The sequence below is a fragment of the Synechococcus sp. CC9902 genome (genome assembly GCF_000012505.1).
In the GTDB taxonomy this organism is placed as follows: domain Bacteria; phylum Cyanobacteriota; class Cyanobacteriia; order PCC-6307; family Cyanobiaceae; genus Parasynechococcus.
In genome coordinates, this window is sequence record NC_007513.1 from 1,499,172 (window position 1) to 1,514,285 (window position 15,114).

Genomic DNA, 15,114 nt, shown 5'->3' on the forward strand with positions numbered 1-15,114 from the left:
CTGACCCATGCCGATCGGTACTCCCAGCGTTCCTTATCGTCTTCCCGGCAGCCAAATGGAGCGCTGGGTCGACATCTACACCCGTCTTGGTGTGGAAAGAATCCTTTTCCTCGGATCTGAGGTCAACGACGGCATTGCCAACAGCCTCGTTGCACAAATGCTCTACCTCGACTCTGAGGACAGCAGCAAACCGATCTATCTGTACATCAATTCCCCAGGTGGCTCCGTCACCGCAGGCTTAGCGATCTACGACACCATCCAATACGTCAAAAGTGAGGTGGTCACAATTTGCGTGGGTCTCGCCGCCTCCATGGGGGCTTTCCTATTGGCGGCCGGTACGAAAGGCAAGCGGGTGGCTCTGCCCCACAGTCGGATCATGATCCACCAACCCTTGGGTGGTACGAGTCGTCGTCAGGCCAGCGACATTGAAATCGAGGCACGTGAAATCCTCCGAATGAAAGACATGCTCAACCACTCTTTGGCAGACATGAGTGGTCAGACATTCGAGAAAATCGAAAAGGACACGGACCGCGACTACTTCTTGAGCGCTGAAGAAGCCATGGCGTACGGCCTCATCGACCGTGTGATTTCTCACCCGACCGAAGCCTGAGCCAAATCAGACGGTGCCTGCGTAAGCTTTTGCACTGCTTCGCTTTGCAAACCCGCCCCGGATGGCCCAGCTCTTTTACGACTCCGACGCCGATCTTGGTCTGCTAAATGGCAAGACCGTAGCGATCATTGGCTATGGCTCCCAAGGCCACGCCCACGCCCTCAACCTCAAGGACAGCGGCGTCAACGTCGTCGTGGGTCTGTATGAGGGCAGTCGCTCGGCGGAGAAAGCCAAAGCCGACGGGCTTGAGGTTTTAACCGTGGCCGAGGCCTCCGCCAAGGCGGACTGGATCATGGTGCTGCTTCCTGATGAATTCCAGAAGGACGTTTACGAGAAAGAGATTGCTCCCCACCTCAAGAGCGGCAAAGTTCTGAGCTTCGCTCACGGATTCAACATCCGTTTCGAGCTGATCAAGCCCCCGGCTGATGTCGATGTGGTGATGATCGCGCCAAAGGGTCCAGGTCACACCGTGCGCTGGGAATATCAAAACGGGCAAGGCGTTCCGGCCCTCTTTGCGATCGAACAGGACGCCTCTGGCAATGCACGGGGCCTAACAATGGCCTACGCCAAAGGCATCGGTGGAACTCGGGCCGGCATTCTTGAAACCAACTTCAAGGAAGAAACAGAAACCGACCTCTTCGGTGAACAAGCCGTCCTTTGCGGAGGCCTCTCAGAACTCGTGAAGGCGGGCTTCGAAACGTTGGTTGAAGCTGGGTATCAGCCTGAATTGGCTTACTTCGAGTGCATGCATGAAGTGAAGCTGATCGTGGACCTGATGGTGAAGGGCGGGCTCACATCCATGCGGGATTCCATCTCCAACACCGCCGAATATGGCGACTACGTGAGTGGACCACGCTTGATCACGGCCGACACCAAAGCCGAAATGAAGCGAGTACTGGCGGACATCCAAGACGGAACATTCGCGAGGAACTTCGTAGCGGAATGCGATGCAGGAAAACCTGAAATGAAAAAGATCCGGGATCGCGATGCCCAACATCCCATTGAGAAGGTTGGCAAGGGGCTTCGGTCGATGTTCAGCTGGCTGAAAGACGCCTGATTTGATCATTGTTCAGCCCGGAATTTGGGTGGTTGCGGCCGCCGCCGGGCTGGATTGGTTGATCGGAGATCCAGCCCAGATTGTGCATCCCGTTGTGGTGATGGGCTGGTTCATCGGGCAAACGCGAACCCTGTTGGAAAGGGTGGTGGGTGACAATCCCATAGCCCTCAGGCTTGGGGGTGGAGTGATCACCCTGGGGGTGGTGCTGGGTAGCGGCACCGTGGGATGGACGATCGAGCGCTTGTGTTTTGCTCCATCACCCATCCATGCATTGGGCTGGAGCCTGCTGTTGATTGGTTTGGCCAGTGCCCTTGCCGCCCGAAGCTTGCGATCCAGTGTGAGTGCCGTGGTTAAGGCATTGCCAACGTCACTCGGCGAGGGAGATCTCGCGACAGCCCGCCAACGACTCAGCTGGATTGTGGGCCGTGATGTTTGCGAACTCAATGAGCAGGAGATTCTTCGAGCAACAGCGGAAAGTGCTTCGGAAAATGCTGTAGATGGCCTGTTTGCACCGCTGTTTTGGATGCTCCTCGGATTGGCCCTTTGGGGAATCAGCCCCAATCTCCCCGGTCCATTAGCCCTGGCTTGGGCCTTTAAAGCAAGCAGCACCTTGGATTCCATGCTCGGATACCGAACGGGTCGCCTCTACTGGATGGGCACCGCTGGAGCTCGTCTCGACGATCTCCTCACCTGGATTCCCTGCCGAATAGTGATGGTGACGTTGCCGCTCGTCGCGCAGCCATGGAGCCGATGGACTGAGTTGGTCCGAGCTGCGGAGCACGATGGAGCCCCTGATCCATCGCCAAATGCAGGCCGCTCGGAAGCGAGCTTCGCTCATTGCGCCGGCATTCGCCTCGGAGGCCGCAATCGCTATGGAGCCAACTGGGTCGATAAACCGATCTTGGCTGAACACTGCCCGTCACCCGATCGAACCGCAATTACGCGGGTACTGAACCTCAACCTAAAGCTCGAGCTCTTCTGGCTTCTTGGGATGATCTTGATCTGGTGAGCTTGAGACAGTTGTCAGACGAATGCCTTAATAAGCGCCACGATCCATAGGCAACAACAACACTCCGAAGGTGCGAAGAATGATGGCGAAATCAAGGACGAATGAACGACCTCGGGCGTAAGCCAAATCGAGTTTGACACGCTTTTTGTAACTGAGATTGTTGCGACCACTGACCTGCCAAAGACCAGTGAGACCAGGACGCACAGCCGCCACTTCATCCATATAAGGTCCGTAACGAGTCAATTCTTTGTCGACAATCGGCCGCGGGCCAACGACACTCATTTCTCCGCGCAGAACATTGATGAATTGCGGTAATTCGTCAAGGCTCGAACGTCTTAGAAACTTTCCGACCCAAGTGATTCGAGGGTCGCTCTTGAGCTTGAAATCTCGTTCATATTCAGCTCTAAGTTCGGGATCCTCCGACAAAACCTTCGCAAGCACAACATCAGCGTCAGGGCGCATCGTGCGGAACTTGATGCAACCAAAACGTTGATAATCCCGACCCACACGTCGCTGAACGTAAAAGACGGGGCCAGGTGAGCTGAGTTTGATTAAACAAGCCAGAAGAAGAAGAACAGGTGAACCCAAGCCCAAAACAGCCAGGGAAAACACCACATCTCCAGTGCGCTTCAGTCCCCGTCCTTTTCTGCTCTGCTGGCGAATCAATGATTCCGCGGTGAGGGTGGAAGGCGGGCCTGATATCACAGCCAAATGGGGGCGATAAGCCCCCCGCCCGATTCCCAAACCGGTGGTTTTACGCAGAGAAGGCCGGGGGGCCGTCGTCAAAGGCTCAGTTTGCGTCTCAACACACTCAACGTCAGGAGAACAGCCCTGGCACCTTGGCGGGGTCACTCGCCGCAACGGCACAGCGCATCTGGTGACCTGCCCATGACCGACGCATGGACGCCTCAAAACGGGCCGCAAACGCTTCCGGACGAAAACGTTCGGCCCAAGACCTGATGCTCTCTGCATGGAACGACTCAAGCCGATGCTGCTGAAACCACTGAACGGCCTGGATCACCGACTCCACCGATTGGTCGGGGAAAAGCACACCAGTGGGCTGTGAACAGCCTGCTGCAGCGCAACGCACCGTATCGAGCAAGCCACCACGACCGAGGCCGATGACTGGAGCCCCTGCCGCCATGGCTTCAACTGGCGCAATCCCGAAATCTTCAAGCCCGGCGTATACAAAGGCGCGACAGCGCGACATCAACGTTTCCACCTGGTGTTGGGACTGACGCCCTAAAAGGGTGATGTTGGACCCTGCGAGCGCCTCCAAGCGCGCGCGCTCTGGGCCATCGCCAACAACCAATAGAGGAAGACCAAGCCGATTGAATGCCTCAACAACCAAATCAACGCGTTTGTAAGGAACCAATCGACAAACACAGAGAAACGTGTCGTCGCGTGGGGACTGCCAACGAAAGCGCGCCACATCGACGGGGGGATGAATCACCTCAGCCTCACGTCCCCAGAACTTGCGAATCCGACGGGCGGTAAAGCGAGAGTTGGCAATGAGATGGTCCACACGCTGGGCACTGAGTTGATCCCATTGCCGCAACGCATGCAATTGCCAGCGAATGAGGGGCCCTAGCCCCCGTCGAGCCAAGGCTGAGCGCTGGAGGTAGGCATGCATCTGGTCCCAGGCATAACGGACCGGCGTGTGCACATAACTGATATGGAGTTGGTCCGGCGAGGTGAGCACCCCTTTCCCGACAAGGTGACTACTGCTGATCACCAAATCAGCATCGCCAAGATCAATTTGCTCAATCGCCATCGGAAGGAGTGGCAGATATTGCTGCACATGGCTCACTCCCCACGGCAAATGCTGAATTGCACTGGTGCGGATTGAACGGCCCGACAACCAACTACCTCGGCGTTTGCTTTCACCATCAACGAGAGCCGCCAGAATGGGTTGTCGCTCGAGATCGGTTAGCAAGCGATCCAATGCCTCAACCACCAGCTCAGCCCCACCGGTTGATCGAGGGGTAAACCATTCATGAACAAGAGCAATGCGCCGGGGCAACGCATCGGAGGCCGGCGACATGATCTTTGACGAAGTATCCATACAAATTCTCTCAGCTCGTTGCAGGGTCCTTAGGAGCTCACGATGCTGGTGAACATGTACAGCTCGAACCTAACGATCAACACCCTCCTTGAGGAGGCGTTGAACGAACCGGACATCGGCACAACCAGCCGATTCCGATGGCACGCAACCGCCATCGGAATCGCTGCCCTTTGGACGGAAACCAATACGCCGAGCACTCCCCCCTTCGAGGATGCTCTGAAGGAAGGATTAACAGTGGGCTTGGACCTCAGCCGCGAAGAACGCGAATTTCACCAAGTGGAACAGGGACTTGTGCTTCTTTTTCATTCTTGATCAAGTCCGTACAAGCCAATGGTTCATCAATGGCCATTCTTCAATCGAACCAGCAATCCCATCGGGGACATATCCCGCCACCTCAGCCTTCAGGATCCCAGCATTCACTCCATTCCACTAAAAGTTGTTCAAGAGTCAAAGAGTTATAAAATCCTCTCCATTTCTTTTCAGAATTAGCGTCGAAGGCCACAAGCGAGACGAGTAAGGCAATGGCTTGCTCTCGATCGAGGCGGTGATTGGATTCAGTAAAAAATTCCATTCATTGCTTTCCGGCAGAAAGATTCACTTTTGCCACTTTTAAAGCCTCTTCGCAGGCCTTTCGATCATCTCCATCAATATCCCCCTGACTACCGTTCAGACGAGCCTCAAGAAAAGCAATTTCATCCATCCAATACTCCTTACCCTTGGGCGAATCAGCAGTCATTTCATTAAAAAGGTCGACACAATCATTGTGACTAGTACAGTCTAGATTTACAATAGACGCGTAGACAAACAGAGATAAATCTCTGACGAGCGTCAGCAATGATCAACACAGAAGAACTGCAAAAATGTTAAAAATTTTCATTGGTATGGTCCTTGGATATCTACTCTTCACATCCCCCCAAGCAAGACGCATTACCGGAGACCTACTTCGTAGTGCAGCCGAAACGATCTCGCCAGAGGAGGAACGCCATCAGCCACCAGCCTCAATCGATCAGACAACCAAACCAGCCCTGAAAGAGTTCGACGCAAAAACAAACAACGCACCACTCAGAATTGAACATCCTGATATTCAATGAAAAAGCATTTACTCTTTGTTGCAACATTTTGGCTTGGAGGATTCACTACACTCATGTTGACTTTTTATCTGATCATCTCCTTAAGATAAGCAGATTCTTTCAATCCCTACGCTTCACAAACCCTTCCCATAGTGGGCTTGACAGCACATTGCCGAGAAGATCAAGAAGTTCTGATCCAGAATTTGTTAGGCGCTCAGCTTGAATGCCAAGAAGGTACTCATGTTGAACTCCCCGACCACGCTGACGAGAACAAACAATCATGACATCGTCATATTGAATCGGGAAATCACTTGTAAATCTCACATCAAGAATCCCTTCTGCAATAAAAAGAAGGAAATCACAAACAACTTGATTGATATATTCCTCATCATCCCGCAAGTCGCCACAGCGAATCATTTGATCCCTCGTTTGCGGCGTATACGTGACAAACGAAAAGAACAGTCGAGACTGCGTTGGTTGCAGATAAATTCGATAAAATGGCTTATAAGACATTACACAATTCAAAATTTAAAAAGTGTTTTTCTTGCAATAGCAATAAGCGATTAAATCTCAAGAAATACTCCACAATAAGCTTCTATGAACTGGAGCGAGTCTTCAGATCAAGCCACTCTTTACCATAGGAATCTGTAAACCACGATGAATTGTATTTACGAAGTCCAAATGCACAATAGGCAGTACTGAGACCTTCACCCAGACGTTTTGAAAACATCTCACCCTCAACATCCTTGGTTGTGAACTCAGCAGAGACAGCATCCATCACCCTTTGCTCAAACTCAGCTTTACCGAGAAGGAAACGCTCCGACTCAACACAAACCTTGAGCTGGCGCAGCGCCTCATCAATCGCCAAGACACGCACGGGCTGGCCTCTCTCATAGAGGCGGTAGTTCGAGGAAACAGTCTTGGGTTTGTTTTTGCATTTATATTTTTTCTTTGCTTTATCGGAATCTTTTTTGAGTTTCTTGATTTCCTTATGAAACTCTTCAAGATCATCCAAACCAGGTTTGATTCGAAATGAAGGGTCAAGCAAATCCTGTTTTAATACATTCACAACAGAATCTTTTGCGGGATCACCCACCATCGCCTCAGCGATAAACAGAATCAACTCTTCACGCCTGAACTCAAGATGAGGGGTGTATCGGGTTTTTTGCAAAGCACCCACACAGGAGTGATACGTACTGGTGGTGACCTTGGTATCACCAATCGTTCGCTCGACAATCTCCTCAACATCACCGCGTTGTTCCAACGGCAATGTTTGAAGAAGCGATAATGCCCTTGGTTTACCAAGAATCCAACGAACTAAGGCACGCTTCTTCGCCCCTTGAACAAATCGCTTGTCATAGCTCTTGTGTCCTGATGATTTCATCAGGGAGTTAATGGCAATCGGAATTTCTAAGGAGCAGTGAGTCAGCACTTCATGGGCAACGTTCCCAGGATCCAACGACGAGGCCTTCTTAAGACGCGCCAGCAAGTCACTGACGGGGTCTTGACTAAATGCATCCCAACATGACTGGATACGCGAACTAACAAATGTTCGGTGATCTTTTCGGAGGGAGCACCAGGCCCTTAAAACGAAAACTCCATCGTCATATTCATATACCTCCTCGGTACGAATCATCCGAGAGGATGATTTACCGGCCTTGCTCACATAATCGATCCGAAGAGTGTCTGTGGCAAGAAACTTATTGCAACAGATCGGGCTGTTCTTAACCGCCTCACTCTCAGTTGTTTTGCGCTGAGTCCCCGAGACCCTGGACAGATCAGCCGTGGATTCCTTGAATCGCTCCAGAAAGGGGGTGGCACTGCTGCTTGAGGTCCGTGGGCTTGGACGCCCTCGTTTTAAGACACCATTGGGGCCGTCTCGCAAGGCATTCCGAAGTTTTTCATAGGACGACTCCCCAATCACACGTTTGAGCAATTGACGCGCAGATGCCCTTAAACCCATCTCAGATCAACAACTTTTCCATAGTTTAAACCTGTAAAAATGATTCGGCCTAACAGCGTGAAACCCATCGAACCGCCAGATGAGGGGCCGTCCCACAAAGAATTCATTCAATCAAGCAAAATGGTTTAAAGCTTGGTTTAAATTTCACTGAATCATCAAGCATTCCCAAACAACAACATATGAGTAATAATCCACTAAAGAGCAACAACTAGAAACGAGCTTGCCATGAATACAAATACCTCGCAGAACAGAAGGAATCGCATTGAAGCAAACTTTGAAAGATGGCTATGGCGCTTCAGGCTGATCAGTATTATTCCCGTTTTAATGAGCCTTTTAGGAAGCATAAGCTGTTTTATTTTAGGAACACAGGAAGAATTATCGGCACTGCATAAACTCTTTAATGGGCACTTCGATTCTGATAAAAGCATCCTCCTTCTTGGCAAAGTCGTAGGAGGAATTGATTACTATGTGATTGGAATAGCATTGCTTATTTTCGGCTACGGTGTCTACGAATTAATTATCTCTGATATCGACCCTCGCTTACAAGACTTAACTGACGACAGAAGAAATATTCTTAGTATCAATTCGCTCGAAAGCCTCAAACAAAAACTGACCAATGTCATTATCGTTGCCTTAATTGTAACGGCATTTAAGTTAATGATTAGCTTTGAGGTCGATTCAATTGTTGAGGTTTTTCAGTACTGCGGATGCGTTCTAATGCTTTCATTTAGTGCTTGGCTCGTCGGCCAGAATAACAACAACCATTGAAGCCTTGCACATAGAAATTATCAATGAACGAAAACTGACTGGACAGGCGCTATGCAGCAACTACATTAAATCAAGCCATATCAGTACAGCCTCTTTTTATTGAGCAACTCCTAATCAGGCGTATATCCCAAGAGAGCTCTATACGGCACTTAAAGCCGATAATTATTGGGTATTAAATCAGTACAAAGCTTCATGACTCGACACTTAAACAATTTCAAATAAATTTTTATTCTCGTTTTTGTCCAATGACGAGATTGCGTCCAAGATTAAAGAAATAGATTGCCGCAACGTTGAAGACCCCGGAAATCCCTATAAATGAAGCAGAACGCCTGAAAGCACTCAGTGAATACAGGATTCTTGGAACGAAACCGGAACAAACCTACGACGACATTACAAAAATAGCTTCTCTCACCTGCGACACACCAATCGCTCTGCTCAGCCTGGTCGATACCAATCGCCAATGGTTCAAATCAAAAGTGGGCGTTGATGTCGAAGAAACAGTACGAGACTGGTCATTCTGTGCCCATGCGATTCACTCCCCTGAGCCATTAATTATTGAAGACGCACTACAGGATGAACGTTTCGTCGATAATCCGCTGGTAAAAGGAGACCCTCAGATCAGACTCTATGCAGGTTTTCCCTTACAGAATGATCAAAACCATCGCATTGGAACCCTTTGCGTCATTGATCGTAAGCCCCATGGCCTCACAGATGTTCAGTGCGAAATCATGGAATCACTGGCAAGGCAAGCGGTTTCTTTTCTTGAGTTAAGGAAGAGATCAATCAAGCTCATTGAATCTTTTTGCTCTCTAACAGATGCAGGAGGAATTATTAGTACTTGCTCTTACTGCCGCAAGGCAAAGGATACGAGCGGACACTGGATGCATCTCGATAAATACTTATCATCTCGCACAAACTTAAACTTCAGCCATGGCATCTGCGATACATGCATTGAAGAACATTTTCCCGATGTTCTTCAAACATGGAGAGCAGAAGAGAAAGCCAATACAAAAGAAACGGCAATCTAATAGATGGTATTTTGTTGCCAAAATCGTATCTCTTTCAAGGCAATTTCTCAACAAGTTTTTTTTTAAACGGAGAGGGAGGGATTCGAACCCTCGAGGGTGTTACCCCTACACGATTTCGAGTCGTGCGCGATCAACCGGGCTCTGCCACCTCTCCTAAACGTCAAAAAGACGCATTTCGATTCTAAGGGTCCACCCGCATGGCGTCTTTGGCCTTTAAACGATGCAGCCAACGTTGCTGATCCTGCGTGGGCTTAAAACCCAGCCATGTTCCTGTCCATCGACCTGATCGAGCACTAGACGATCGGCCTGCTGCCCAAAGCACTTGAGGCTTGGGCAGCAGGCGCCATCGTTGCTCACCAGCTTGCAGCTGAAAAGCCTGCCCCTTATCAGTTAGCAACGAGAGCACCAGGCCCTCGCTCCGCAAGCGTTGTCCCTTCAACAGGGGGAGGTGTCCCTGATGCGGAGCCTGGACATGCTCCGCCATCGACATCCAGCATCCCATCGCCTCCGAAGCCACAGGATCCAACAGAACAATCCCATCCAAACGACGATGTCCATGGGAATGCGCCAGTTGCTTGGCAAAACGACAACTTTGCGGTTCGGCATGGGTACTCACCAGAGCGGCCCGACCGCGATGACGAGCCAACAGCCAGTGGCGGCCAAAGCGCGACGCAACCACAACCCCATCCCCCAGCTGCACAACGGCATGGAGAAAAACGGCACTCAAAAGAGTCACCACGCCAAAACCACGTAATCCGCGTTGGGAGCTAATAACCCAAGGAATCAAACCAAAAGCCATTAGCAGCACCACCCAAGGCTGCGGATGACCGCTCAGTAATTGGGCTGCGGGCCAATGGCTAATCCAGTGCACCAGGGAAATCAACATCCCCGCGAGTTGCTGCACGGGCCAAGACAATCCCACCAAAAGAGGGTGGGGCAAGAGCAAGGCGACCACCGCTAGGCCCATCGCCGACAACGTGAGGGGAGCCAACAGGGGTGCCGCCAGCAGATTGGCCACCAGCGCGTAAAGCGGTGTGGATCCGAAATGAAGTAATTGAAGCGGCAGGGTCCAGATCAAGGCCGCCCAAGACACCGCGATTGCAGAAGCCAGCCAACGGATCCTCGATGGACAGCAGCGCAAAAGTTGTTGTTCCACACCGGGGGCCGACAAGGTGAGGCCAGCAGTGGCAGCAGCACTGAGTTGAAAGCCAACGGATTGGGCCCAATCGGGACGAATCAACAACATCAGAATCAAAGTAAATAGCAACACGCCCGCTCCCCGACTGCGCTGATCTGACTCGCGGATCAGCAATGCCGTCGCCCCCATCAACACCGCACGAACTACCGATGGTTGCCCCCCCGCGAGGGTGAGAAACATGAGCAAGGCAGAACATCCGAGCGACACCCGAAACGGACGGGATAGGCCACGGGCAATGGCCAAGACCGCGCCGAGAACAACCGACAAATGAAAGCCAGAAGCCGCTAAGGCATGCGATAAGCCAGCAACACGGAAGGCTTCGCGCAACTCAGCCGGAAGTTGAACTTGGGCCCCACCGAGAACAAGGGCCGCAAGCAGACCACCGCGTTGGGGACCCGCCACCTGCTGAAACCGTGCGGCAACCGACCGACGTGCATCCGCAATAGGAGTCCAAGATTTGTGCAACACCTGCCACTGATCCGCCCGGAGCTGACTCCAACTACCGAGCCGATGAAGACGGCTAGCAGGCCCAGACACAAGCCGATGAACACCGGCCTGCGGCGCCTTCAACGCACCGGTGAGCTTCAACTGCCAGCCTTGCTGGGGAGGATTTAGGCAAGGTTGCAGGACCACCTCAGTGCGGCCGCGAAAGCGACGACCATCGATACGGTCCACAGCGATCAAGGCCGAACAGCTGGTGTCGAAAACCCGGGCATCAGCGTGCAACCGACCGATCAGTTCAACGGTGCGGCCATTCAGCAGAGATGGATCATGGGCGCCAGGTGATGGGGCCCCCCACAACAGCCCCTTGATCAACAAAAACAGGAACAGACCGAGGGCGATGTAATCAATGGATCGGCGCGTTGGCAGAGCGATACCCGCAGCTAACGCGAGTGTTCCCCCCGTTCTTGGTTAGTTACTGGGAAGCAGCGGGAAACCCAAGGCCTCGCGTTCCACTAACCAGGCCTCTGCCACCTTTCGAGCCAAATTGCGAATCCGGCCGATGGTGGCGGTGCGTTCCGTCACCGAAATCACACCACGCGCCTCGAGCAGGTTGAACGTGTGGCTGCACTTGAGCACGAAATCGAGAGCTGGTGCGGGTAACTGCTGATGGATTAGATCCGACGCCTCAGCCTCATAAATGGCAAACAATTGCTTGAGCCGATCTGGATTGGAGGCCTCAAAGTTGAATTTGCATTGACCTTTTTCAAAGGGGAGCCAAATGTCGCCGTATTTACGGTCGGCGTTCCAGCTCAGATCCCAAATGCTCTCAACATCCTGGAGATACATCGCCAAACGCTCCAACCCGTAGGTGATCTCAATCGAGACAGGCTTGCAATCCAGTCCGCCACATTGCTGGAAGTAAGTGAATTGGGTGACTTCCATACCATCCAGCCATACCTCCCAACCCACACCCCAAGCGCCAAGGGTGGGGGATTCCCAGTTGTCTTCAACAAAACGAATATCGTGATCTGCTGCCTTGATTCCCAACGCCTCCAGGGAAGCGAGGTAGGTCTCCTGGATCGCGTCAGGGGACGGTTTAATCAGAACCTGATATTGGAAGTAATGCTGCGCCCGGTTGGGGTTATCTCCGTAGCGGCCATCCGTCGGACGGCGGCAGGGCTCGGGGTAAGCCACAGCCCAAGGCTCAGGCCCAATGGCACGAAGCACCGTATGAGGACTCATCGTGCCAGCCCCTTTTTCCGTGTCGTAGGGCTGCAGCAACAAACAGCCCTGGTTGGCCCAGAAACTGTTCAGCGTGCCGATGATGTCTTGAAAGTGCATATGTCGGTCTTTTCAAGTGGTGGTGGGGTGTTTGGGCGGAAAGCATTGTTGTTTGCTCGTTGATCCCGCCGGAACAACAAGGCTATTTTCCCAAATGATGTGCAGGGTGAATTGGGAACCACCTTCAAACAAAACCACGTCACAGGACGACAGACAACCCACAGCCCCCCTGAAAACTTTTCAATTGTTTTAAAACGGAGCAAAAAAACAGACCAACAACAACATCAAAAGAATCATTGAGAGTGAACTAGAAATTATCAAGAGCCGGGACTGATATAGTAGGAAGATATAAACATAAGTTGAATTGAGCTTTCTCAACAAGAAACTCGCATCAACAGCTAAAAAACCATGAATCACATGGCAATATCAAGGGGAACGATTCTTCTTTTAGCAATACTTACATTGACGTCTTGCGTCAGACGACATAGTTCGAGGGACGAGGCACAAAAGGCATCAATAGCGTGGATCAACCAAGGTGGCACAGTCACTGTATTAACGCTACCGAATGAAAATGAGATCAAAGCGCAATGGAGACGAGAGCGAATCGCGGAAAACAATAAGTGTGAGTTTGCGAAACAGGAAATAGAAGAGCTCGAACGGTCTGTTCCACCAGATAATTTTGAAGAGAATGAAATTCAAGGTCAGTACAAAGACTTGATCGCGACAAGAGATGATACTTGCCGTGACCGTAAAATCCTAGTCGAAAAAATAGACTTAGCGGACAAACAAGAAGAAAAAAACCGAGAATGCATAGACAACGAACAATCAATGCAATTCATTTGCACAGAAAGAAATATACCGACTGACATGATTTCAAAAGAAGACTGGGACAAATGGCCACGAAAACAAAGTTACTTTGCATATAAACAATACGGAATAAACGATAAGGAATAGTGGAATACATCCCAAAACCATGTCTCAACTCACTTCACACTTATACATCAATCATCACATTAAAATAGTATACTTAGACACAAATGTCTAGACGATGAGGCCATAATATTCCACAAGAACACAGCACAAGCACTCAATGAAATGGCTAAGATCTAAAATAAACTCTCTTAAGAAATATCTAACGGCCAGCGGCATAAACAGCAGAGAGGACAGCCTTAATTACAAAATTAATAATGGAACAATTCAATGCAACTGGACGATCAGGAAAAGCTCAAAAAGATTGATCGATGAAAATTTTAATTCGGCTTTATTTCTAAGAGTTAGAGATATATCAGGAGATGGAACCAACGCTTCTGTGACGCTCGAGACGACAACAAGCACAAATCATGCAGACATTCATCTTCCGACCACTCAAGGCAAGATCTTATTAGAATTGGGATATAAAGCCTACAAAGGTGATTTCATAACGCTAGAATATAAAATATTCAATTTAGGCGAGAAGAAGATCAAAGCGATAAGGTATATCGATTGGTTTAATATTGAGCCGGATAATATTCATCAACAAATGTACGAAATGGCCACTAGAGGTGTTCCAACTGGTGGCTCAGAACAGCGAACCTAAAACTCGAGGCATCATTCAAATCGGTAATCTCATCAGACCCAACTCAATGGCCTAGCGACAGAATGATTACAGCAAAGCGCAACAGCAGCATTTCGCGAAACTCATTTATGAACACTGTGGGCATTATTGCTGATTGAAAATAGTGGTTAGGCAAAATTAGGATTATTTATAACAAGTCTTGGATAACCAAGCTAATTACGACTTCAGGAATGCTCTTCAACCTACTAGGAAAACCATTAAAAATATGTGGATGCAGCCCAAGAACAGGATGGTATTTAGACGGTTATTGCAAAACAGACCAGTCCGACTTAGGCAATCATTCTATATGCAGTGTCGTAACAGATACCTTCCTTAAATATACTAAATCACAAGGTAATAACCTAATTGATCCGAACCTTTTGATGGAATTCCCGGGCCTTAAGGCGGGGGACCATTGGTGCTTATGTGCTGAACGATGGGAACAAGCCAGAATTGACGGAGTAGCACCACCCATCATTATTGAATCGACAAATCTATCTGCAACTCAAGTAATACCCTTAAATATTTTAAAATCATTTGCATTTGAGATTATCTAATATTTTATTCCAGACCTGAAATCCCGCTCCTCTTCTGAAAGATTGCTAGAACTACACGTCGATTGAGCATAATGAATCAGATTTTTGTAACCATCGGGAACTAAAGCAGGACACAGCTGTCCAACCTCGATGGCCTGGGGGCAAAAATAAACACCGCTCCATCGATTGATAAAGCGCCCTTTAATTTCGTCCGAGAACAAAAAACCATGCTGTCCAGCAAATTCAATTATTTGATTGGGATCAAGATGTGCAAGTTTTGAACGAAAATCCTCATCAGCTCGAGCTCTATCGATGAAAGCATGCAATGCAGACTTAGACATCAGACAAGTATCGCTTCAAAATGAATACAACAGATTCTCCAAAAAATGTGACCGAATAGTACTTTTCTCGATTAATATAATGGGGATACAACGAATATGTTCTCCATCAAAATCCAATATTGCTGCCACGCCACAGCGCAATAGCAGGAA

Annotated in this window: 18 protein-coding genes and 1 tRNA gene; 9 read left to right on the top strand and 10 right to left on the bottom strand. The window is 49.9% G+C overall.

Annotated elements, in window-relative coordinates; all coding sequences use genetic code 11:
• Positions 1-7 precede the first annotated feature (7 nt).
• The 3 genes from SYNCC9902_RS07820 (at position 8) to cbiB (ending at position 2,676) form a co-directional block, all read left to right on the top strand.
• On the top strand, positions 8-610 hold the full coding sequence (locus tag SYNCC9902_RS07820; RefSeq protein ID WP_011360325.1) for an ATP-dependent Clp protease proteolytic subunit: 603 nt from the start codon (positions 8-10) through the stop codon (positions 608-610).
• Between the two features lie 61 nt (positions 611-671).
• Positions 672-1,667 carry a ketol-acid reductoisomerase gene (gene ilvC / locus SYNCC9902_RS07825; RefSeq protein WP_011360326.1) on the top strand — a complete coding sequence of 332 codons (996 nt, stop codon included), beginning with the start codon at positions 672-674 and terminating at the stop codon, positions 1,665-1,667.
• Positions 1,668-1,695: 28 nt separating this feature from the next.
• A complete protein-coding gene (gene cbiB, locus SYNCC9902_RS07830; protein WP_011360327.1) occupies positions 1,696-2,676 on the top strand; it encodes an adenosylcobinamide-phosphate synthase CbiB in 981 nt (326 codons plus the stop codon).
• Positions 2,677-2,703: 27 nt separating this feature from the next.
• On the opposite strand, the gene SYNCC9902_RS07835 is transcribed toward cbiB, so the two are convergent.
• Entirely contained in the window at positions 2,704-3,462 is a 759-nt protein-coding gene (locus tag SYNCC9902_RS07835) for a sugar transferase (protein WP_011360328.1), read from the bottom strand.
• 31 nt (positions 3,463-3,493) lie between these two features.
• On the bottom strand, positions 3,494-4,720 hold the full coding sequence (locus SYNCC9902_RS07840) for a glycosyltransferase (protein WP_041425122.1): 1,227 nt from the start codon (positions 4,718-4,720) through the stop codon (positions 3,494-3,496).
• A gap of 63 nt (positions 4,721-4,783) precedes the next feature.
• Between SYNCC9902_RS07840 and SYNCC9902_RS07845 the strand changes: the two genes are divergently transcribed.
• Entirely contained in the window at positions 4,784-5,053 is a 270-nt protein-coding gene (locus tag SYNCC9902_RS07845; RefSeq protein WP_011360330.1) for a hypothetical protein, read from the top strand.
• An 82-nt stretch (positions 5,054-5,135) separates the two neighbouring features.
• Here the strand turns inward: SYNCC9902_RS07845 and SYNCC9902_RS12735 are convergent, their stop codons facing one another.
• The 4 genes from SYNCC9902_RS12735 to SYNCC9902_RS07865 all read right to left on the bottom strand — a co-directional run bounded on the left by SYNCC9902_RS12735 (position 5,136) and on the right by SYNCC9902_RS07865 (position 7,447).
• Positions 5,136-5,312: a hypothetical protein gene (locus SYNCC9902_RS12735; protein ID WP_198001731.1), complete on the bottom strand. Its 177-nt coding sequence runs from the start codon at positions 5,310-5,312 to the stop codon at positions 5,136-5,138.
• Positions 5,313-5,576 (bottom strand): hypothetical protein, encoded by a 264-nt coding sequence (locus SYNCC9902_RS07850; protein ID WP_011360331.1) that lies wholly within the window; start codon positions 5,574-5,576, stop codon positions 5,313-5,315.
• Positions 5,577-5,931: 355 nt separating this feature from the next.
• Positions 5,932-6,228, bottom strand: coding sequence for a hypothetical protein (locus SYNCC9902_RS07860; protein WP_156771107.1), 297 nt, complete (start codon positions 6,226-6,228; stop codon positions 5,932-5,934).
• A 178-nt stretch (positions 6,229-6,406) separates the two neighbouring features.
• Positions 6,407-7,447, bottom strand: coding sequence for a transcriptional regulator (locus SYNCC9902_RS07865; RefSeq protein WP_232179202.1), 1,041 nt, complete (start codon positions 7,445-7,447; stop codon positions 6,407-6,409).
• Positions 7,448-7,999: 552 nt separating this feature from the next.
• On the opposite strand from SYNCC9902_RS07865, the gene SYNCC9902_RS07870 reads away from it, so the two are divergent.
• Both SYNCC9902_RS07870 and SYNCC9902_RS07875 read left to right on the top strand, forming a co-directional pair.
• Complete coding sequence (locus SYNCC9902_RS07870; RefSeq protein WP_011360334.1) at positions 8,000-8,542, top strand: YqhA family protein; 543 nt, start codon at positions 8,000-8,002, stop codon at positions 8,540-8,542.
• Positions 8,543-8,832: 290 nt separating this feature from the next.
• Complete coding sequence (locus SYNCC9902_RS07875) at positions 8,833-9,570, top strand: GAF domain-containing protein (protein WP_011360335.1); 738 nt, start codon at positions 8,833-8,835, stop codon at positions 9,568-9,570.
• A gap of 67 nt (positions 9,571-9,637) precedes the next feature.
• Here SYNCC9902_RS07875 and SYNCC9902_RS07880 read toward each other — a convergent pair.
• From SYNCC9902_RS07880 to glyQ, 3 genes are all read right to left on the bottom strand, one after another.
• A tRNA-Ser gene (locus SYNCC9902_RS07880) sits at positions 9,638-9,724 on the bottom strand.
• Positions 9,725-9,751: 27 nt separating this feature from the next.
• Positions 9,752-11,584: a ComEC/Rec2 family competence protein gene (locus tag SYNCC9902_RS07885; RefSeq protein WP_232179203.1), complete on the bottom strand. Its 1,833-nt coding sequence runs from the start codon at positions 11,582-11,584 to the stop codon at positions 9,752-9,754.
• 96 nt (positions 11,585-11,680) lie between these two features.
• Positions 11,681-12,553 (bottom strand): glycine--tRNA ligase subunit alpha, encoded by an 873-nt coding sequence (gene glyQ / locus SYNCC9902_RS07890; protein ID WP_011360337.1) that lies wholly within the window; start codon positions 12,551-12,553, stop codon positions 11,681-11,683.
• 357 nt (positions 12,554-12,910) lie between these two features.
• Between glyQ and SYNCC9902_RS07895 the strand changes: the two genes are divergently transcribed.
• From SYNCC9902_RS07895 to SYNCC9902_RS12145, 3 genes are all read left to right on the top strand, one after another.
• Positions 12,911-13,447, top strand: a complete 537-nt coding sequence (locus tag SYNCC9902_RS07895; RefSeq protein ID WP_232179204.1) for a hypothetical protein — start codon at positions 12,911-12,913, stop codon at positions 13,445-13,447.
• A gap of 136 nt (positions 13,448-13,583) precedes the next feature.
• The gene (locus SYNCC9902_RS07900) at positions 13,584-14,069 is read left to right on the top strand and encodes a hypothetical protein (RefSeq protein WP_011360339.1); all 486 of its coding nucleotides are present in this window, start codon (positions 13,584-13,586) and stop codon (positions 14,067-14,069) included.
• Between the two features lie 209 nt (positions 14,070-14,278).
• The gene (locus SYNCC9902_RS12145; RefSeq protein WP_011360340.1) at positions 14,279-14,644 is read left to right on the top strand and encodes a DUF2237 family protein; all 366 of its coding nucleotides are present in this window, start codon (positions 14,279-14,281) and stop codon (positions 14,642-14,644) included.
• On the opposite strand, the gene SYNCC9902_RS07905 is transcribed toward SYNCC9902_RS12145, so the two are convergent.
• On the bottom strand, positions 14,641-14,964 hold the full coding sequence (locus SYNCC9902_RS07905; RefSeq protein WP_011360341.1) for a Nif11-like leader peptide family RiPP precursor: 324 nt from the start codon (positions 14,962-14,964) through the stop codon (positions 14,641-14,643). The genes SYNCC9902_RS12145 and SYNCC9902_RS07905 overlap by 4 nt on opposite strands.
• Positions 14,965-15,114 lie beyond the last annotated feature (150 nt).